The organism is Chryseobacterium phocaeense (genome assembly GCF_900169075.1).
GTDB classification, from domain to species: domain Bacteria; phylum Bacteroidota; class Bacteroidia; order Flavobacteriales; family Weeksellaceae; genus Chryseobacterium; species Chryseobacterium phocaeense.
On record NZ_LT827014.1, the window covers coordinates 837,215 to 858,182 of the forward strand.

The following is a 20,968-nucleotide window of genomic DNA, read 5'->3' on the forward strand; positions in this document are numbered from 1 at the left end:
GATCTTAATGGTACTGTTTTTCGTAGTACTTCTGATAGTCACCACTCGTTACATTTTCCAGCCACTCCTTGTTTTCAAGATACCAGTCGATAGTTTTTCCTAATCCTTCCTCGAAGGTTACCGATGGTTTCCAGCCTAAGTTCTTATTCAGTTTATCTGCATCGATAGCATAACGCTTGTCGTGACCGGGTCTGTCTTTAACGAACGTAATCAGCTTTTCGGAATACCCTTCTGGTTTCCCTAGCTTTTCGTCCATCTGCCTGATAAGCTCTTTCACAAGATCAATATTCTGCCACTCGTTAAAACCTCCGATATTGTAGGTTTCTCCTGTTTTTGCTTCATTGAAAATCTGGTGGATAGCTCTTGCATGGTCTATAACAAACAGCCAGTCACGGGTATATTTTCCGTCTCCGTAAATAGGCAGGGGCTTTTCATTGATGATATTCGAAATGCAAAGAGGAATCAGCTTTTCAGGAAAGTGATTCGGTCCATAATTATTGGAGCAGTTCGAAACAATGAAAGGCATTCCATAGGTGTTTCCGTAAGCTCTTACCAAATGGTCCGAAGCTGCTTTGGAAGCGGAATATGGAGATTGAGGATCGTAGGCGGTAGTTTCCAGAAAGAATCCTGTTTCGCCGAGACTTCCGTAAACTTCATCCGTTGAAACATGATAAAACAGGTTCGTTCTTTGTTCATCGGGGAATCTTCCGTGAGTGTGATCCGGATTTAAGGTCCAGAATTCCTTGCATAAATTAAGGAGATTGGCGGTTCCGTTCACATTTGTATTGATAAATGCCATCGGATCCGTGATGCTTCTGTCTACATGGCTTTCCGCTGCCAGATGCACAACTGCATCAGGATTGTATTTTTCAAAAACTTTTCTTAATTCTTCAGGTTTTGTAATGTCTGCTTTTTCGAAAACATAATTAGGCTCATTTTCAATGTCCTTAAGGTTTTCCAGATTTCCTGCATATGTAAGGGCATCAAGATTGATAATTGTAGCATCAGGATTGTTTTTTACAAACTCTCTCACCACATGAGAACCTATGAATCCGGCTCCTCCGGTAATAATGATATTTTTCATCTGTTAATTTTCTATGGTCTTTCTTCCTATACTTTTATAATGGAATCCGTTCTGTTCAGGAATTTCCAGCGGATACATATTTCTTCCATCGAAAATGACTTTATTCTTCATTTTTTTGGCCATCAGTTCAAAGTTCGGGTTTTTAAATTCCGGCCATTCCGTAGCAATAAATAGGGCGTCTGCATCTTCAAGGGCATCATACATTCCTTTTGCATATTGTATTTTATCCCCCAGAAGCTTCTGTACATTGCTTTCCGCCACGGCATCATAGGCAGCAATTTCTGCGCCTTTTTCCAATAGCAGGGCAATATTGTCAAGGGAAGAGGCTTCGCGGATGTCGTCGGTATTTGCTTTAAAAGCCAGTCCCCACATCGCAATTTTCTTTCCCTGGATACTTCCTCCGAAATACTTTTCAATCTCTGAAACCAGGATCACTTTCTGGGCTGTATTTACTTTTTCTGTAGCTTCGAGGATCTGGAAATTGAAATCTTCCTGTATCCCTGATTTAATAAGCGCTTTTACATCCTTAGGGAAACAGCTTCCGCCATATCCTATTCCCGGGAAGAGGAATCTGTGGCCGATCCGGTCATCACTACCCATTCCTAGTCTTACTTTATCTACATCGGCACCTACTTTTTCACAGTAATTGGCAATTTCATTCATAAAGGTGATCTTCACGGCCAGGAATGAATTCGCTGCATATTTTGTAAGTTCTGATGATTTTTCATCCATGAAGATGATGGGAATTCCCGTATTGGTAAATGGCTGGTAAATTTTAGCCATAATATTCTGGGCTTTTTCTGAGCTGGCTCCTACCACCACTCTGGAAGGGTTCATGGAATCTTCCACGGCAAAACCTTCTCTTAAGAATTCAGGATTGGAAACTACATCAAACGGGATATCTGTTTTAGAGGCAATAACCTCTCTTACTTTATCAGCAGTTCCTACGGGAACGGTACTTTTATTGACAATGACTTTGTATTCCGTCATCATTTCCCCAATGTTATTGGCAACCTGGATCACGTACGAAAGATCTGCCGAGCCGTCTTCTCCCGGAGGAGTAGGCAGGGCCAGATAAATTACTTCGCTTTTGTCCAGAGCTTCTTTAAGATTGGTGGTAAAAAATAATCTTTCAGATTGAATGTTTCTCAAAAACATTTCTTCAAGGTTCGGCTCATAGATGGGAACTACGCCGTTTTTCATACCTTCTACTTTTTTTTCATCAATGTCAACACAGTATACTGAATTGCCAAGTTCTGCCAGGGTAGTACCTGTAACCAGCCCTACATAACCTGTTCCTACAATTGTTATATTCAAAATGTCTGTTTTTAAATTCGTAGACAAAAATAATAAAAATACTTTCACCCGCTTCTTTAATTTACTGTAATGAAAAAAATCAGGTATTTACTTGATAACGAAGTAGATTTTGCTTTTTTAGAAAAAATGCGTATATTTGCAGTGGATTTACAGGAAAAAATGGGAAGGCTTCGGAAGAAAGCCTTTTTTCGTACTGGTAAATCAAGCATAATGTAATATATGGAGTTTAGAAAAAGAATTGAAGAATTATTAAACGAATTCCTGGTAACCAGGGAAGATTTATTTCTTGTGGATCTCAAAATTTCTGCAGGAGATGATATTACTGTAATTCTGGATGGTGATCAGGGTGTAACTCTTCAGGACTGTCTTGATGCAAGCCGTGCCATAGAATTCAATATGGATCGTGAGGAGCATGACTTTAGCCTTCAGGTGATGTCCGCGGGGTTAAGCGAGCCGCTTTCCGCTCCCAGACAGTTCAGAAAAAATATCGGAAGGGAGATTGAAGTGATGCTGAATGATGATACGAAGATTGAGGCAGAGCTGGCCAAAGTGGATGATGAGAAGATCACACTTATTTTACGTTACCGCAAACCGAAAGATATCGGGAAAGGTAAAGTAGATGTGGAGGAGGAAAAAGAAATTCCTTACTCTGAGATAAAAAAAGCGTTAGTAGTAATTAAATTTTAAAAAGAAAAAAGAATAAATGGATAATATAGCGTTGATTGAATCCTTTGGTGATTTTAAAGACGAAAAAGGGATCAGTAAGATTGATCTTATGGCAATTATTGAAGATTCACTGAAGACTCTTTTGAGAAAAAGATTTGATTCAGATGATCATTTTGATGTAATTGTGAACCCTGATAAAGGAGATTTTCAGATATTTTTAAATAAAACGATTGTTGAAGACGAAATGTCTGAAGATGATGATCTGGAAATTGAGCTTTCCGAAGCAAAGAAGATTGACCCTACTTTTGAAGTGGGTGAAGATTTTACGATGGAAATTCCGGTGGCTCAGTTAGGAAGAAGAAATATCCTTACTTTAAAGCAGATCCTGGCTACGAAACTTCAGGAGCATAACAATGCCATGCTTTATGAGCAGTTCAGAGATAAGATCGGGGAAATTGTTATCGGGGAAATCCACCACATCCGTCACAAACATGTAATTTTGCTGGATGATGAAGGGAACGAATTCATTTTGCCGAAAGAAAACCAGATCCCATCCGACTTCTTTAAAAAGGGCGAAAATATCAGAGCTATTGTTGAGACAGTAGATTTTAAAGGTTCGAAGCCGCAGATTATTATTTCCAGAACTGCACCTAAATTCCTTGAGAAATTATTAGAGCTGGAAATTCCTGAAATCCAGGACGGAACGATTATGCTTAAGAAAGTAGTGAGAATTCCTGGTGAGAAGGCGAAGATCGCAGTAGATGCTTATGATGACAGAATAGATCCTGTAGGAGCCTGTGTGGGGGTGAAGGGATCAAGAATTCACGGCGTTGTAAGAGAGTTGAGAAATGAAAACATCGATGTTATTCAATGGTCTAAAAATCCTGAAATCTTAGTAAAGAGAGCTTTAGGAAATGTAACGATCAATAAAATAGATATCAATGAGGATGCAAGCTATGCTTTAGTGTACACGCCTGTTGAAGAAATTTCCAAAGTAATCGGGAAACAAGGTCAGAATATCAGACTGGCTTCCTGGCTGACGGGGTATGAAATTGATGTATATAGAGAGTCCAGCGAGGATGATGATGTTGAATTGAGAGAATTTAATGATGATATCGAGCAGTGGATTTTGGATGAATTTAGAAAAGTAGGACTTACTACTGCAAAATCAGTATTGGATAAGGATACAGAAAGTCTTTTAAATATGGTGGATCTTGAAGAAGAAACTATTGAAGACGTGAAACGTATTCTAAGAGAAGAATTTGAAGATTAAAATTTTAAATAAATTTTAATAAAACAGTAAAAAGGAATACTTTAATTTTAAGAATTAAAAAACAGTAAATAATATAGATGCCAAAAATAAGATTAAATAAAGCGGTTAAGGAATTCAACATTTCGATGTCCAGATTAGTAGAGTTTTTACAGTCAAAGGATTTCGAGGTTGAAAACAATCCTAACGCTCAATTAGAAGAAGCGGCATATTCTGCATTGGAGGCTGAGTTTGCCAAAGACGGTGAACAGCGAAAAGCTTCCCATGAGGTGGTGATCACGAAAGTTCCGGAAGAAAAACTGGAAATTGAAGAAAAGAAAACCCCTGAAGTAATAAGAGCTAAAGCAAACAAACCAGAAACCAGGATTTTAGGTAAAATAGATCTTGAGCCTAAAACCCCTGAAGCGGAAGAGGTTCCTGTGGTAACAGAACCGAAACCAGCACCTGTAGCAGTACCGGTTGAAGAAAAGAAAGCGGATGAAAAGAAAGAAGAAGTTGTGGCAGAACCGGAGGTAAAGGCTGCTCCTGAAAAGCAGGAATTCAAAGTTCTGGATAAAATAGATCTGTCCCAGATAGAATCCAGAAATAGACCTGTTAAAAAAGATAAACCCAAAATGGAGGAGAAAAAAGAAGAGGAAAAACCGGCAGAACCTGTGAAAGAAACTCCAAAACAGCCAGAGCCTGTTGCTGAAAAAACAGCAGAGCCTCAAACATCAGCTGAGCCTGAATCTCAGGAACCTCAGAAAATAGAAACTGTTTATCAGAAACTGGACGGTCCAAAGATCGTAGGTGAAAAGATAGATTTAACACAGTTTGCCCCTAAACCTGGTGCCGGCGCTAAGAAAAAGAGAAAGAGGATTGAAAAACCGGGAGGTCCGGGTCAGCAAGGACAAGGGAATAACCAAAACTCAGGAAACAATAACAATAACCAGGGAGGTCAAAACCGTCCGCAGGGACAAGGTGGTCCTGGTGGAAACCGTCCTCAGGGTCAGGGAGGTCCTGGAGGAAACCGTCCGCAGGGACAAGGAAGCCAGGGTGGTAACCGTTTTGGAAACAACCAGGGAGGTCAAAACCGTCCGCAAGGTCAGGGTGGTGGATTCAAAAAAGGTCCAGGTGGTGGCAACAATAGACCGGGACAAAGAACCATGCCTGTAGAACTTACAGACGAACAGGTTAAAAACCAGATCAAGGAAACCCTTGAAAAACTGACTAATAAAGGAGGTAAATCTAAATCTGCAAAACACAGAAAAGATAAAAGAACTTACCGTAGAGAACAGGACGAGCGCCAGCAGGAAATTGATGCACAGGACAGAACATTAAAAGTAACCGAATTCATCACAGTAGGTGAATTGGCCAGCTTAATGAATGTTTCGCCTACAGAAGTAATCTCTGCATGTTTCTCTCTGGGAGTAATGGTAACCATGAACCAAAGACTTGAAGCAGATACCTTATTATTGGTAGCTGATGAATTTGGGTATAAAATTGAATTCTCCGATGCTGATCTTGAAGAAGCAGATCCTGAAGAAGAAGCAGACACTGAGGAGGATCTTGCTCCTAGAGCACCAATTGTAACCGTAATGGGGCACGTTGACCACGGTAAAACATCATTGCTTGACTACATCAGAAAAACAAACGTTATTGCCGGTGAGTCAGGAGGAATTACCCAGCACATTGGAGCATATAACGTAAAACTGGAAAACGGACAAAGAATTACATTCTTAGATACCCCGGGTCACGAAGCGTTTACCGCGATGAGAGCCAGAGGTGCCCAGATTACAGATATTGCCATTATTGTAATTGCAGCAGATGATGACGTAATGCCACAAACGAGAGAGGCTATTTCTCACGCGCAGGCGGCAGGAGTACCAATGATCATTGCATTGAACAAGGTGGACAGACCGAATGCTAACCCGGATAATATCCGTCAGCAGCTTTCCGGGATGAATATCTTGGTAGAAGAATGGGGAGGTAATGTTCAGTCACAGGAGATTTCTGCCAAATTTGGTAACAATATGGATGTCTTACTGGAAAAAGTATTGCTTCAGGCAGAAATGCTTGACCTTAAAGCCAATCCTGATAGAGCAGCACAAGGTGTTGTGATTGAAGCTTCCCTGGATAAAGGAAGAGGATATGTTGCTACCATGCTGGTTCAGACGGGAACATTAAGAGTAGGAGATTATGTAGTAGCCGGTAAGAACCATGGTAAAGTGAAGGCAATGCTTGATGAAAGAGGAAGAAACCTGAAAGAAGCCGGTCCGTCTATTCCTGTTACTATTTTAGGTCTTGACGGAGCGCCTACAGCAGGTGATAAGTTTAAAGTATATGCAGATGAGAGCGAAGCTAAAACAATCGCTAACAAGAGAGAGCAGTTACAAAGAGAACTTTCAATCAGAACCAAAAAGCATACTACACTTGAAGAACTTGGAAGAAGAATTGCTTTAGGAGAATTCAAGGAACTGAATATTATCCTTAAAGGTGACGTGGATGGTTCTGTTGAAGCATTATCTGACCAGTTGCAAAGATTATCTACTGCTGAAATCAATGTGAATATTCTTCACAAAGGTGTTGGGCAGATCACTGAATCCGATGTTAACTTAGCAACAGCTTCTGATGCAATTATCATTGGATTTAACGTAAGAGCAGGTGCTAATGCAAAAGATCTGGCAGAGAAGGAAGAGATCGAAATCAGAACATACTCTGTAATCTATGCCGCTATCGATGAGGTTAAAGAAGCGATGGAAGGAATGCTTTCCCCTGAAATAAAAGAACAGGTAGTAGGTAATGTGGAAATCAGAGAAGTCTTCAAAATCTCTAAAGTTGGAACTATTGCTGGATGTATGGTTCTTTCCGGAAAAGTAACAAGAAGTTCTAAAGTAAGAGTACTTAGAGACGGTATCGTTAAGTTTGACGGAGAACTGGAAAGTTTAAAGCGTTTCAAAGATGATGTAAGAGAAGTAACTAAAGGTTACGAATGTGGTCTGAATCTGAAAGGATATAACGATATTGAGATCGGCGATATTCTTGAGGTGTATGAAGAAGTAGCTGTAAAGAAAAAGCTTAAATAAAAAGTTTTTAATTATAACTCAAAACCCACTTTTTTAAGTGGGTTTTTTTGCGTTTGGACGTGGTGTTTTTTTACTCTGATTATTTAATATGTAAAGTTTTTTTGATTTTTAAGGTGTGAAATTGTTGAAAAGAAAGTAATAAATGAATATTATAAAATTCTGGGAATTAGAGAATCGTTTAAGCTTCCGATGCTAACGTAAATTCAAATTGAAAATGCTTGAGAATGCCTATGGAATCTATCGTTATTGTGAAATTGATATTTCACTTTTAGATGTTTTAATCACAAATAACACAAAATATGTTGTCTTAATTTGCTACAAATCAATTGGTTGGAAAATATTGGTTTTTTAACAGATTTCAAATTTAGAATAATTCTAAATTGCATTTTATATATTTTTTTTAAATTATTAATTATTTGTTAATTTATTATAATTAGTTAATTTAAAGTCATTTGTTTTGATTATTATTGAATAATAATTATTCACATATTAATGATGATTAGTATTTTGTTAAAAAATTAAACTGTTGTTTATTTAATTTATTTGTGTGTATTAGCATTTATTAACATATTTGCGAGATGAATATTAAAATGTGTTAATATGAATGATAAAATACGTGTGTTGAGTGTGGGTGTCCTGTTTTTTATAAATGGAATGTACAGTGCTCAGACAAAACCTGACGCAACTAACAGTGTCCAGAAAACAAAACGTGACACAGCTAAGACAAAAGATATCGAAGAAGTGGTGATTCTTGGCTACAACAGAACATTGACTAAACCTAAGGATGTCAGTGCTAATACCACTATCAATGCTGAAGTTATGGAGAACAGACCAAACGTGAGCTTTTTGAACTCCATCCAGGGGTCCGCTCCGGGGGTTACCATAGCCTCCAATTCCGGATCTCCGGGCTCCGCAAAGATCGATCTTGTGATCAGAGGGATTTCTTCCCTTTCAGCTGATACCGAACCATTGGTAATTATTGATGGGGTTCCTACGGGAGCAAACCAGTTCAGAAACTTAAACGCTGAAGATATAGAGTCTATCTCTATTCTTAGAGATGCGGCGGCAACTTCAATCTATGGAAACAGAGGAGCGAACGGGGTGTTGTTGATAAGAACTAAAGGTGGGAAGTATAACTCTAAGCTGAAATTAAGTTATTCTGCAATGACTGGGGTAAGTATCATGCCTAAAAATAAGTACAATATTGCGGATTCTCACCAATTGTTGAAAATTCAGAAAAATAATGGAGTACTATTAGGGAATACACTGAGTGACCAGCAGATTGCGGATTATGAAGTGAATACAGATTGGGAGAAAGTTTTCTTTAAGGCTGATGTTACCCAGCAGCATAATGTTTCTGCGACTTTTGGGGGTGAAAATACATCGGTTTATTCATCTCTTGGGTATTTAGAACAAGGAGGTCTTGTGCCTAATACAAAGTTCCAGAGATTTACCTTTAGAAATAACATTACCGGTAGAACTGAAGATAAAAGATTTAACTATACGGCCATTATTGGTTTGGGATATTCTAAAAGAAGCCAGTTGAATCAGGAAAACAACTCAGGGATTAACGGGAATGTTGTACAGAATCCATTGATTGGAGCATTTATGTCTTTGCCTTACTTGAGATCGGGTCAGTACGCAAATGGAAGAGAATTATTTAATGCCATTGGAAATGCTTCTTCAGCTAACGGAAACTTTGCCTATGTTCTGGAAGATGTACTGAAAGGAGATCAGTCTGTATTTGGAAAATTTAATGAAACCTCAATATTTACAAGTGCAACAACTTCCTATAAACTGACAGATGATTTCACTTTGAATAACAGAACCGGGGTTGATGTTAAAATGGGAAATTCTTTTTCCGGAAGACATCCTAACGGATACTTATCCATAGTGGTTGCGTCAAATGCAGGGATAGAATACGGAGGTAGTGAGACCATTAATAATTCCCGTGAATTAAACTTTACGACTGTTACAAGTGTTAATTATAATAAGGTATTCGGAGCACATACCATTGGTTTAGGTGCTTATATGGAATATAATAAAGTGCATTTTTATAGCAGTAGTCAGACACAAAACGGGCTGGATCCAAAAACATTTGTCATAGGGACGGGTGTAGGTTATATTCCTTTTGATCCTGATAAAGATATTTATCTACCTTCTGTAGCGGCCTTTAAGGTTACCGGAGGGGCATTGTCTTATTTTGCAACCGCGGATTATGACTATGCGGATAAATATGGTTTCAGTGGAACCATTAGAAGAGATGGAAATTACAGATTTGCTCCGGGAAATAAATGGGGGACTTTCTGGTCTGTAGGTGGACGTTGGAATATCGATAAAGAATCATTCATGGAAGGAGGGTTCTTTGATATGTTAAAACTGAGAGCTTCTTACGGAACACAAGGTAATGCCAATGTTATTGCTGCCGGAGATGACACAAACCCTCTGCTGCTGGCAACCGGTATCAGTAGAGAGATCAATGTGGTAGGAAATGGGTATGGGAATACACCAGGTTACTTTTTGAGTAATATTGCCAATGCGGCTGTACAATGGGAAGAAATTAAACAAGGAAATATCGGTCTTGATTTTAAATTCCTTAAAAATAAACTGGAAGGAAACGTAGATGTATATCAAAAAAATACAGATATGCTTTATTATAATATTCCTTCTTCCGCTATTCTAAGCCAATATACTTATAGAGGAAACTACGGTAGCCTTAAGAACGAAGGGGTTGAAGTTGTATTGAGATATAACGTGTTTAATAATCAAAACTACAGGCTGGCTCTTTTCGCCAATGCTTCATATAACGAGAATAAAATTACCAAGCTTTTAGTTCCTGTAACAACCGGTTCGTTGCTTTTACAGGAGGGAGGAACTATCAACGAATGGAACCTTGTGCCTTACCTTGGAGTGAATCCTAATAACGGAAACGAGCTTTATCTGGATGCAGATGGAAACGTTGCCGAACAGGCATTTGATAAAGATAGAAGGCAAACGGGTAAAAACTATTTTCCAAAATATACTGGAGGTTTTGGTATCAACAGTGAATATAAAGGCTTCTTCTTAGATGCATTATTTTCTTTTCAGGCTAAATTCTGGAGATCAGATAACCAATTGTCATGGGCTTTAAATCCGGCTTATATGCGTTCAGGAAATAACGTGTCTGCAGACTTGCTTAATGCCTGGACTCCGGATAACCGTGAAACAGATATTCCTGGATTGAATTCTCCTGTATCTGGTATTACCGACAGGCTGTTGTTTGATGCTTCCTATTTAAGATTGAAGAATATCACGTTAGGATATAATGTTCCTAAAAAGTTCTTTAATGAAAATTCTGTTATTAAGTCAGCCAAGATTTTTGTTCAGGGGGAAAATATTGTCACATGGACAAAATGGAGAGGGTATGACCCTGAAGGATTGGGAACATTCCCATTGAGTATTTATCCTAATCCAAGAACATTCTCACTTGGGGTAAACTTAGATTTTTAATATTATTTAATGAAGTTCAATATGAAAAATATATTTAAAATAGCAATTGTATCTGCATTTGTTTCCGTAAGCTTATCGTCATGTAATGATGCTTTGGATATTATTCAGGATGGGGAGCTGAATGCTGACAATACATTTCTCAATATGCAAGATATGGATAAGTATCTTAATGGGTCTGTGTATACCAGCTTGGATATAACCAATAACCTGTTTTTCTCTGCACAATTGACAGATGAATTAGGAATGGGACCACAAAACTCAGAACTGGCATTAAGTCCGCATCAGTTCTATGTGGATGTTTCCAATGGGGGCGCTGCCAACATTTGGTTAGGAAATTATACAACAATAAACCGTGTAAACAGACTGTTAGAGGGAGCTGCCAAAATAACACCACCAACTGCCCCAGCTGATCTGGCTAAGTTTAATAATATTTTAGCCCAGGCCAGAATAATAAGAGCGTTCTCGTATTTTACACTGTCTTCTTATTTTTCTACGGATATGAAAGATCCAAATGCTTTGGGAGTGATGTTGATCGATCATGTTCCTGCATTGGGAGAAACTGTGCCAAGAGTTAATAATTCTGCTATTTTCTCTTTTATAGATGCTGATATTGCATATGCTGAAGCTAATTTAGCCACCTCTAATGGTGACTTTTACAGAATTGGTAAAAACTTTTTAAATGCTTTTAAAGCGAGATATTATTTGTATAGAGGAATGTACCCTCAGGCAAAAGTTGCGGCTCAGGCTGCGATGGCTTCAGGAACGTTAACGGTTGCTTCACCTCCTAATCCAGGTGCTTTAGCTCAGAATAATGCAGCTCACCAGAGTTTAAACGGATATCTGACGGTAAACCCATATGTTAAAATGTGGAATGATACCAGTCAGGGAGAGGTGATATTCTCAATAAGCAGACCTTACGTTCAGGCATGGGGAAATATTGGATCTTTGTTTGCTTCCAATGCTTCTGCATCAAACGGTTCTATCCTGTACGATATGGGTAGGAAAACGTTTAATTTATTAGCAAGTGTAGGTGGAGATATCAGAAGATATGCATACATTGATCCTTCAGCTACAATAAACGCTAACTATGCGACCATTCCAAATTACCGTGCTTTAGATGTTTTGGTAATAGATAAATATCCTGGGAAACCTAAAATTGCTCCTGATGGATCTTTGGCAGGTAACCAGCCGTTAAGAAATGATCTTAAGGTATTCAGGATATCAGAAATGTATTTTATTCTGGCTGAATGTGCGGTAGAGGAAGGTGATTTCCTTACAGCGGCTACTTACATAAAAAATGTCAGAGATGCCAGAAACTATGCGACTCCTTCTCCGATTGTTCTTCCTGTTTACACAGGGAAACCACAGGCCTATACTGATATTTTGCTGGAAAGAAGAAAAGAGCTTTATCTTGAGGGACATAGATACTTAGATTTAAAGAGGCTTGGAGCTATTGCCGGAGTTGCTATTGACAGAGATCCGACAGATGATCTTAAAACAATTCCTGTAACGATTCCTATCAATGATTATCGTATGAGATCATTACCTATTCCGAGATCGGAAATTCAAGGTAATCCGACGATTCAGCAAAATCCTGGATATTAATTTTTTAAAATTTTGAAAAATGAAAACATTTAAATATTTATCTATAGTACTCTTCTCAGCAGCAGTGTTTTCCTGTACCAATGAAGAGATTTATTATGAAGGTGATCCCTATTTAAGCTTTATCAATACAAGCTCTCAGCAATTGGTTGATCAGGGAAGTGGCTCCAAGGTTGTAGAAGTGGATTATGGAACTATTGCCAAGGTTGAAAGTGCACAAGTAAGTCTTGTTGTTGATCCTACATCACAATTAAAAGAAGGAGTTGACTTTCAGTTTATGGGACCTAGTAATCCTTCAGGAAGTTTTGATGGGAAAATAGCTATTAAATTGTTGGAAACAGGCGCTAGTCCTGAAGGAAAAAATGCAGTATTCAGATTGAGTTCGCCAACTGTAAAGAATGGGACCTACAATCAAGTGCATACTATGACGGTGGCACTTAAATGTCCTCTTTCTTATTTCCTTGCAGCAAACTTTAAAGCCACAATGCCATTCTTTACAGGTTCGCCAACCGTAGACGTTGAAATCACAGAGGGACCTGAGCCGAATACTTTATTGCTGAAAGATTATTATGCAGATGGATATGATATTAAATTAAAGTATAATCCATCAACAGGGGTAATTACAATTGATAATCAGCAGACGGGTTATATGCATCCTACTTATGGGATGATTAGCATTCGTCAGGTTGCTACAACACCTTCCACTATTAACTTCTGTACAAGAAAAATGGTTCTGAGTTATCAGCCATTTGTATCAGCAGGTAGCTTTGCAGCTGTAGTTGATAATATAGTAGGAACTTAATCGATCAATAAATAGTATTAATTCTTTTAAAAGTAGTATGAAAAAAATAAGTTTTTTATTGCCATTTTTTGTTACAGGTTTTTATTTTTCCCAAAGTACAGTCTTGCATAATCTTAATCATAATAGATTAATGTCTCAGGCTGTAAGCAAAATTGGGGTGAATGAATTGGCTGATAATGAATATGAAGGTTCTCCATTCCTAGAAAAACAGTTTTTACCATCTACTATAAAAGGAGAAAAGGGGACTTATCTTTTAAGGTATAATATCTATAATGATGAGATTATTCTAAAACAGGAGGATCAATATTTTAAAATTCCTAAAGAAGGAATTGATTATTTAAATATTGATAACAGATATATAGTAAGGCTTATTAATGGGACTTATTATATTCAGTCCTCTTCGGAGAAGAATAATCTTGCCATAGTAAGAAAAGAGGAAGTGAAGTTCACTCAGGGTAAAGCTGCTGAAAATACCTATGATCAAAGCAGGGCTTCCCGGTTTTCGAGTGCAAAACCCGATTATTTTTTGTACAATTCAGAAAATAAAACACTTACTCCTTTAAAAGCGGAATCCATAAAAAAAATATTTCCCCAGAAGGAAGCTGATTTGGAAAGTTTTTTTAGGAAAAATAAACTTAAAAAAACTGAAGATTTCAATGCCTTGCTGGAAGTATTAACAAAATAAGTTAGTTGGCTAAGAAAACAAATGGTATTGTTCACATATTATTTGTTTTCTTAACAACTTTTACTTGATCCTTTGTAGCACGTATGCAGCGGTTTATATAGAATCGCTGAAACGAATTGTTGTAATTTATATTGATTCTAAATAATTTTTTTTTAACCTACAATAATCTGTTAAAAAAATAATCAAAACAAAAAAAAAAAAGTTTTAAACAAATAAAGCTGAATATTATTGTGTAATCTATACTTGACAATGGATAAATAAAAGTAATTTATAAAATAAAGTTCCTGTCTCCACTCCTATGATACTTGTGAGTGTTAATATTTATTAACATATTTGCGAATTAAATATATTAAAATTTGTTAATATGAATGTTAAACTACGTGTATTAAGTGCTGGAGTTTTGTTCTTTGTTGGAGCACAAACCTTATCTGCACAAAAAAAAGGTAACGACACAATTTCTGAAACAAAAGAAATTGATGAAGTAGTAGTGGTTGCTTTTGGATCACAAAAAAAGCAATCTATAGCTGGATCTGTTGGGAAAATTGACGCGAAAGAATTGGCAAACGCTCAATCAAGTAACGTTATGGGTTCGTTGTCAGGTAAAGTTGGAGGGGTTCAAATTACTACTAATTCTGGTCAGCCTGGAGATCCTCCTCAAGTTAGATTCAGAGGTTTAGGATCATTATCATCTTCTAACAATCCTCTATATGTTGTAGACGGAATGCCTTTCGGGGGGAATATTAACTCTCTGAACAATAACGATATTGAAAATATTACGTTTCTTAAAGATGCTTCTGCTAACGCATTGTACGGAAGTAGAGGGGCGAATGGTGTTGTTATCATCACCACCAAGAAAGGTACAAAAGGAAAAATGAATATTACCTTTGACACAAAGTTTGGTGTTAATACTAGAGCTGTAAAGGAATATGATATTATTAAAAATCCAGGAGAATATTATGAAGTTTATTTCGAAAGATTAAGACAAAGTAATATTTTTGCTGGACAGAATTATACAACTGCTACCAACAATGCAATTAGTGATTTAATTACAGGTGGTGATGGCCTTTCTTATAATGCCTATAATGTGCCTAATGCTAATCTGATTGATCCTTCAACAGGTAAGTTAAATCCAAATGCTAAACTTTTATATAGTGATGACTGGCAAAAAGAATTGTTTAAGCCAAGTGTTAGACAAGAGTATAATGTAGGTATTCAATCTGGTTCTGAGAAATTAAATACATACTTTTCATTAGGATATTTGAATGATGAAGGATATTTATTAAATTCTGGATTTAAAAGATTTTCTGGTCGTTCAAAAGTTGATTATCAGATAACAGATAAATTAAAGCTGAGTACGAGTTTAAATTACTCAAGAACAGATCAAGGTGCTCCAAACTCTTTATCAGGGAGTAATCAATATTCAAATTTAGTAGGCTGGTCAAGAAATATAGCTCCAATTTTTCCAATCTGGGCGAGAAATACAGACGGCAGCTTTAAATATACTTCTAATGGAGATAGAATGTTTGATTTTGGTAGTTTAACCAATCCAAATGGAATGGGTCTAGCTAGAAATTACGGAGGAGGATTAAATGCTTATGCTAAAGCTTTATTGGATCAGGTTCGAAATATAGAAGATAACATCAATGGTAGAGCTAGTCTATCATGGGATTTCTATGAGGGTTTTAATTTCACTTATAATTTTGGGGCTGACATCGTGAATGGAAACTATAATTTCTATGGAAATAATGTTGGAGGTGATTATCTTTCTCAAAACGGTACAGTAAGAACTGCAACATCAAATGAGCAAACATTTAATAACCAGCAATTATTATCTTGGAAAAAAGCATTTGGAAGTCATACTATCGATATAATGGTTGGACATGAGAGTAATGATTATACTGCTAAAATGCTTTCAGGAACCAGATCGAATCTAGTAATACCTGGATTGACTAACGTCAGTAATGGATCCAGATTTAGTGATTTGAATGGTTATAATGATAATTATAATGTAGAAGGTTTACTATCTAGATTAAACTATGGCTATGCAAATAAATATTTTGTTAATGCAAGCTTTAGAAGAGATGGATCTTCTGTTTTTAGTCCTGAAAATCGTTGGGGGAATTTCTTTGGTCTAGGTGCAGCCTGGATGGTTTCTAACGAAGATTTCTTAAAAGGAAACAAAATTGTTACAAGTTTAAAACTTAAAGGTAGCTACGGTGAACAAGGAAATGATGCTTTATTCTACCCAGGTACAACAAATATAAACCACAGAAGTTATTTTGGTTTCGGAAGAAATTTCAAAGCTTATGAATCTCAATATGAAAATATTCCTGATGCTTCTGGAAATGTATCTATTGTTCAGGTTTATGAAGGTAATAAAGACTTGAAGTGGGAAACTTCTAAAAACTTAAATACCGGTTTTGAATTAGAATTATTCAACAGAATAAATATTGATGCAGAATATTTCCAAAGAAAAGTAAGTGATTTATTATTCAACTTTCCTCTTCCTTCTTCTACTGGAACTTCATTTATCACAAGAAATATTGCTGACATGAAAAATGAAGGTTTTGAACTTAATATTTCTGCTGATGTATTAAAAGGAGAGGATTTCAATTGGACTGTTTATGGAAATACCACATATTATAAAAATACCGTAACATCTCTTCCAAATCCATTCACTTCTGGAACATTTAGATTTGAAGAAGGAATTTCGGCATACACATTCAACTTGAGAAAATTTGCCGGAGTAAACAGTACTAATGGAAATGCTGCATGGTATAAAGATGTGAAAGATGCTAACGGGAACGTGGTATCACAAACTACTACAGAAGTGTATGCAGATGCTACATTATATACACTTGACAAAAATGCAAACCCTAAATTTTATGGTGGTTTCGGAACCAAATTCGGATACAAAGGAATTAATGTTTCTGTGAATTTTGGATACCAGTTTGGTGGATATATGTATGATAATATCTATGCAGGATTAATGCAGTCTGGAACCGGAGATGTTAAAAATTATCATAGAGATATCTATAATACTTGGACTTCTAACAATACTTCAGCAGCTTTACCTGCAATTGACAGATCAAGAGATAACAACATGGCTGCTTCAGATCTATTCCTAATTAAATCAGACTACATAAGTCTTGAGGATGCGGCTATTACTTACGATCTGAAAAAAGATTGGTTGCCGGATGGCCTTTCAGGTGTAACTTTCGGTGTATTTGGAACTAACCTTGCTCTTTGGTCTAAAAGAAAAGGAATGGACCCTCGTCTGGTTACAGTAGGAGACGCGTTAGGTACAAATGGACAAACGCTAAACAGATATGGAGCTCAGAGAACAATCTCTTTTGGTTTAACAGTTAAATTTTAGAAAAAAATGAAAAAGATATTTGGTATATTATTATGTTCGACTTTAGTCCTTACAGGATGTGGTCAGGACTATTTAGATACAGATTTAGAGTCAACGATTAATAATGAACAGCTGGCAACTTCCCCTGCAGCTTTACAAGGTTTGGTTGACGGAATATATACAAGTCTTCATACTTATGGATTAGCTTCTCCGGGTAACCATGAAGATTTTGGACACAAAGGAATTCTTTCGGGAATGGATATGATGTCTAATGATATGGTACAAACAGCAAGTCATTATTTTGTTGCTTTTTATAGTTATACAGGAAGAGTACAGACATCTGCAAGATCTTTATTTGCATGGAAAGTGTATTATCAGCAAATTAAAGCTGCTAATAATGTAATTACTGCAATTGAAGAAAATGGAATTACTCCAGAAAATAAATCTATGTATGGACAGGCTTTAGCTATAAGAGGTTATGGTTATTTTATGCTAGCTAGAATCTTTGGACCTACTTATGTTGGAAATACTTCAGCAGCATGTGTTCCTCTTTATACAAAAGCCTCTCTTGAAGGAAAGCCACGTGCAACAGTTGGTGAAGTATACTCCCAAATTACTGCAGATTTATTAAAAGCTATTGATAACTTAGATGGTTTTTCAAGAATTAATAAAGAGAAAATTAATAAGAATGTTGCTCAAGCATTTTTAGCAGAGGTTTCTTTAGAAATGGGGAACTATGCTCAAGCTGCTTCAATGGCTAATCTTGCAAGACAGTCATTTACTCAGCCTACAGAAGCTCAATGGAAAGATGGATTTTATGATTTAGATTCAAATCCGGATATCATGTGGGGAGGGATAATAACATCCGAGACATCTTCTTTCGTTGCTAGTTTCTTTGCACACTTTGATAATACAGATCCATCTGGGTACGCTGGAGGATTAGGTATTTATAAGTCTATAGATAAAAGATTATATGATATTATTCCTGCTACAGATTATAGAAAATCTGTATATCAGGCATCCAATAATGCTGCACCTTATAATGTGCCAAAATATGCTAATCTTAAGTTTAGAGATCAGTCTGTTGGTAATGGCGGAGATTATGTTTATATGAGAGCTTCTGAAATGTATTATATTGAAGCTGAGGCATTGGCAAAATTAGGAAATGAGGCACAGGCGAAAACCTTATTAAGTCAAATTACTGTATTAAGAGATCCAAGTTATACGGTAACTGCTTCAGGAAGTGCTCTTATTAATGAAATTATTCTTCAAAAGAGAATTGAATTATGGGGTGAAGGTTGTGCTTGGTTTGATATGAAGAGATTAGGTGTTGCACTAACAAGAGACTACGCCGGAACGAATCATAATCTTTTAGTAGGTAAATTAAATATTCCTGCGGGAGATCCAAGATTTACTTTCCAGATTCCACAATCTGAAATACTAGCTAACCCGGATGTTACGCAAAATCCATAAGGATTGCTATAAAGCTATTCTTCTTGAAAAGATTGATTAGTTTATTAAAAATATATTTAAATCAGAGTAGGAGTTTTCTACTCTGATTTTGTTTTTTACACACCTTAATTTTGCATATTAATCTCCTGCGAAGGCAGGGTTTTTTATTTCCTTTTATTTCTTATTTTTGCTGTACAATATCAATACACAAACCATTCGGTTTTTGAACAATATAATCAACGCATGAAGTACATCCTTTTCATAATAATCTTCTTCGGTTTTGTCTCGAAGGCCCAGGTAGTCAATAAAACAGACAACAAAAGCCCGCAAAAAGAAGAAGACACCCTTGTCATAGACACAGGGAAAAAAGATTCCCTGAAAATCTTTAAACCTACCATTAACGATTATCAGTATCAGACCCAGTTTTCTGAGAAGAAAATTTTTGATACGGTGCTGACTTTCGACAAAACCCATATTTTTTCGCAGTATAACAATACAGATAACTTTGGGAGAGCCCAAGTAGCCAATATCGGGGCAGGATTCAACCCTTTGGTGTATGAAGTAAATCCGGAGCAGAACCTGTCTTTACTGCCTTCCAACAAGGCATATATGATCATTGGTGCTGATGATGTAAAGTATTATGATGTAAAGACACCTACCGCAACTTTCATTTATCATACAGCCATGAAGAACGGGGCAGCTTTGAATTCCACCTATACGCAGAATATCGGGAAAAGATTCAATTTTGCGATTAATTATATGGGGCTACGTTCACAGGGGTTTTATAGAAATTCCCTGGCATCCAACAACAATACGCTGTTTTCGGGACATTATGTTTCCAAAAGTGGAAATTATGAACTGTTTGCGCATTATCTTCACCAGAACGTCAACAATCAGGAAAGCGGAGGGATCACAGAAGATGAACTGTTTCAGAATGGTGACAGCAACTACAGAAATAGGCAGAATGCACAGGTGTATCTGGCTTCTTCAAGCTCCCAGTTTTCCTACAGAAGATACTATCTGAGTCATCAGTTTACCCCGTTCAATTCGGAAAAATTTCCTTTCAGCATAAGACATACCCTTTCTCATCAGGGGAATAAATATTTTTACAATCAGAGTGCACTGGAACCTTACTGGTTTGATAATGTTTCAGAGGTCAATTCAGGATTTCCATTGACTACAAAAAAATATTCAGACAACTTCAGCAACACAGTAAGTCTTGTTTTCAACAATGAAAGATTCAAGCTTGATGGAGGGGTGAGATACCAGATGCTGAAATTTGGAGTCAGAGATCTGGCTGTAGTGAACGGGACAGAATTGCCTGGTGAACTTAAAGAAAACAGAATTGGAGCTGTTGGAAACCTTCAGATTAAACTTTGGGATAAGTTCCAGCTTAAATCTTTTCTGGAATTTTCAAACGGAAGCCAGTTCGGAAGTTATCTGAGAACAGCCAACAATATTAAGTTTGAGCCCATAAAAGATTATTTTGTGAATGCAAAAGTAAACTTCCAGAGTGCTTATCCTTCCTTTAATTATCTTTTAAATACCTCTGTTTACCATAAATACAATTATCATCTGGAGGACGCCAAAAACCAGGCAGTCACTGAGATTGGAGGAAGTGTCAATCTGAAATGGTTTAAAACAGAAATTTTTGCCAATTACTTCAGAATAGATAACTATACGTACATCAACAGTGAAGGAGCACCGATACAGAGCAGCAGCTCACTGAACATTTCCCAGATTGGTGGTGATGCAACGTTCAGCTTTGGAAAGTTCCACCTGAATACAAGACTTCATTTCCAGAATGCCCTCACGAATAAAGAGCTTCTTCCTATGCCAGGCTTTATCGGAAGAGCCAATTTCTTCTTCCAGAGCAAAGCATTTAAAGATGCTGCAGAGTTACAGATGGGAGTGAAAGTGTACTATTTTTCAAAATTTGCTTCAAGAGAATATTTCCCGATCCTGAACGAGTATATCCTTCCAAGAGCAGATTCATTCTCCATAGGAGGGCAGCCTATCGCCGATCTTTATATTAATATGAAGGTGAAAAAAATGTTCTTCTACGTAGAAGGACAGCAGATAGGAACGGTAATCTCCAACAATAAAGCCTACGCATTTCCACATTATCCTGTTTATGATTTCAGGCTGAACATCGGAATTGTGTGGTATTTGTTCAACTAA

13 protein-coding genes are annotated in these 20,968 nt (G+C 36.9%); 11 read left to right on the forward strand and 2 right to left on the reverse strand.

Annotation, left to right across the window (positions count from 1 at the left end; translation table 11 throughout):
- Window positions 1-4: 4 nt before the first annotated feature.
- Together rfbB and B7E04_RS05320 are read right to left on the reverse strand one after the other, a co-directional pair.
- The gene (gene rfbB, locus B7E04_RS05315; protein ID WP_080777705.1) at window positions 5-1,084 is read right to left on the reverse strand and encodes a dTDP-glucose 4,6-dehydratase; all 1,080 of its coding nucleotides are present in this window, start codon (window positions 1,082-1,084) and stop codon (window positions 5-7) included.
- 3 nt (window positions 1,085-1,087) lie between these two features.
- Window positions 1,088-2,401 (reverse strand): UDP-glucose dehydrogenase family protein, encoded by a 1,314-nt coding sequence (locus B7E04_RS05320; protein ID WP_080777706.1) that lies wholly within the window; start codon window positions 2,399-2,401, stop codon window positions 1,088-1,090.
- Between the two features lie 69 nt (window positions 2,402-2,470).
- On the opposite strand from B7E04_RS05320, the gene B7E04_RS22085 reads away from it, so the two are divergent.
- The 11 genes from B7E04_RS22085 to B7E04_RS05370 all read left to right on the forward strand — a co-directional run bounded on the left by B7E04_RS22085 (window position 2,471) and on the right by B7E04_RS05370 (window position 20,968).
- Entirely contained in the window at window positions 2,471-2,617 is a 147-nt protein-coding gene (locus B7E04_RS22085) for a hypothetical protein (protein WP_165439410.1), read from the forward strand.
- A gap of 3 nt (window positions 2,618-2,620) precedes the next feature.
- Window positions 2,621-3,088 carry a ribosome assembly cofactor RimP gene (rimP, locus tag B7E04_RS05325; RefSeq protein ID WP_080777707.1) on the forward strand — a complete coding sequence of 156 codons (468 nt, stop codon included), beginning with the start codon at window positions 2,621-2,623 and terminating at the stop codon, window positions 3,086-3,088.
- A 16-nt stretch (window positions 3,089-3,104) separates the two neighbouring features.
- A complete protein-coding gene (gene nusA, locus B7E04_RS05330) occupies window positions 3,105-4,340 on the forward strand; it encodes a transcription termination factor NusA (RefSeq protein WP_080777708.1) in 1,236 nt (411 codons plus the stop codon).
- Window positions 4,341-4,417: 77 nt separating this feature from the next.
- Window positions 4,418-7,402: a translation initiation factor IF-2 gene (gene infB / locus B7E04_RS05335; protein WP_080777709.1), complete on the forward strand. Its 2,985-nt coding sequence runs from the start codon at window positions 4,418-4,420 to the stop codon at window positions 7,400-7,402.
- A 600-nt stretch (window positions 7,403-8,002) separates the two neighbouring features.
- Complete coding sequence (locus tag B7E04_RS05340; protein ID WP_080777710.1) at window positions 8,003-10,891, forward strand: SusC/RagA family TonB-linked outer membrane protein; 2,889 nt, start codon at window positions 8,003-8,005, stop codon at window positions 10,889-10,891.
- A gap of 21 nt (window positions 10,892-10,912) precedes the next feature.
- Window positions 10,913-12,496 (forward strand): RagB/SusD family nutrient uptake outer membrane protein, encoded by a 1,584-nt coding sequence (locus B7E04_RS05345; protein ID WP_080777974.1) that lies wholly within the window; start codon window positions 10,913-10,915, stop codon window positions 12,494-12,496.
- A 19-nt stretch (window positions 12,497-12,515) separates the two neighbouring features.
- Window positions 12,516-13,295: a DUF4984 domain-containing protein gene (locus tag B7E04_RS05350; RefSeq protein ID WP_080777711.1), complete on the forward strand. Its 780-nt coding sequence runs from the start codon at window positions 12,516-12,518 to the stop codon at window positions 13,293-13,295.
- A 130-nt stretch (window positions 13,296-13,425) separates the two neighbouring features.
- On the forward strand, window positions 13,426-13,980 hold the full coding sequence (locus tag B7E04_RS05355) for a hypothetical protein (RefSeq protein ID WP_080777712.1): 555 nt from the start codon (window positions 13,426-13,428) through the stop codon (window positions 13,978-13,980).
- Window positions 13,981-14,344: 364 nt separating this feature from the next.
- Window positions 14,345-17,356 (forward strand): SusC/RagA family TonB-linked outer membrane protein, encoded by a 3,012-nt coding sequence (locus tag B7E04_RS05360; protein ID WP_080777713.1) that lies wholly within the window; start codon window positions 14,345-14,347, stop codon window positions 17,354-17,356.
- Window positions 17,357-17,362: 6 nt separating this feature from the next.
- Window positions 17,363-18,808, forward strand: a complete 1,446-nt coding sequence (locus tag B7E04_RS05365; RefSeq protein ID WP_080777714.1) for a RagB/SusD family nutrient uptake outer membrane protein — start codon at window positions 17,363-17,365, stop codon at window positions 18,806-18,808.
- Window positions 18,809-19,030: 222 nt separating this feature from the next.
- Window positions 19,031-20,968 (forward strand): putative porin, encoded by a 1,938-nt coding sequence (locus B7E04_RS05370; protein ID WP_080777715.1) that lies wholly within the window; start codon window positions 19,031-19,033, stop codon window positions 20,966-20,968.

What these genes read in the sequence shown, in the direction of transcription:
- rfbB (WP_080777705.1), bottom strand. Translation starts at nt 1,084, where the DNA reads ATGAAAAATATCATTATTACCGGAGGAGCCGGATTCATAGGTTCTCAT.
- B7E04_RS22085 (WP_165439410.1), top strand. Translation starts at nt 2,471, where the DNA reads ATGAAAAAAATCAGGTATTTACTTGATAACGAAGTAGATTTTGCTTTT.
- rimP (WP_080777707.1), top strand. Translation starts at nt 2,621, where the DNA reads ATGGAGTTTAGAAAAAGAATTGAAGAATTATTAAACGAATTCCTGGTA.
- nusA (WP_080777708.1), top strand. Translation starts at nt 3,105, where the DNA reads ATGGATAATATAGCGTTGATTGAATCCTTTGGTGATTTTAAAGACGAA.
- infB (WP_080777709.1), top strand. Translation starts at nt 4,418, where the DNA reads ATGCCAAAAATAAGATTAAATAAAGCGGTTAAGGAATTCAACATTTCG.
- B7E04_RS05340 (WP_080777710.1), top strand. Translation starts at nt 8,003, where the DNA reads ATGAATGATAAAATACGTGTGTTGAGTGTGGGTGTCCTGTTTTTTATA.
- B7E04_RS05345 (WP_080777974.1), top strand. Translation starts at nt 10,913, where the DNA reads ATGAAAAATATATTTAAAATAGCAATTGTATCTGCATTTGTTTCCGTA.
- B7E04_RS05350 (WP_080777711.1), top strand. Translation starts at nt 12,516, where the DNA reads ATGAAAACATTTAAATATTTATCTATAGTACTCTTCTCAGCAGCAGTG.
- B7E04_RS05355 (WP_080777712.1), top strand. Translation starts at nt 13,426, where the DNA reads ATGTCTCAGGCTGTAAGCAAAATTGGGGTGAATGAATTGGCTGATAAT.
- B7E04_RS05360 (WP_080777713.1), top strand. Translation starts at nt 14,345, where the DNA reads ATGAATGTTAAACTACGTGTATTAAGTGCTGGAGTTTTGTTCTTTGTT.
- B7E04_RS05365 (WP_080777714.1), top strand. Translation starts at nt 17,363, where the DNA reads ATGAAAAAGATATTTGGTATATTATTATGTTCGACTTTAGTCCTTACA.
- B7E04_RS05370 (WP_080777715.1), top strand. Translation starts at nt 19,031, where the DNA reads ATGAAGTACATCCTTTTCATAATAATCTTCTTCGGTTTTGTCTCGAAG.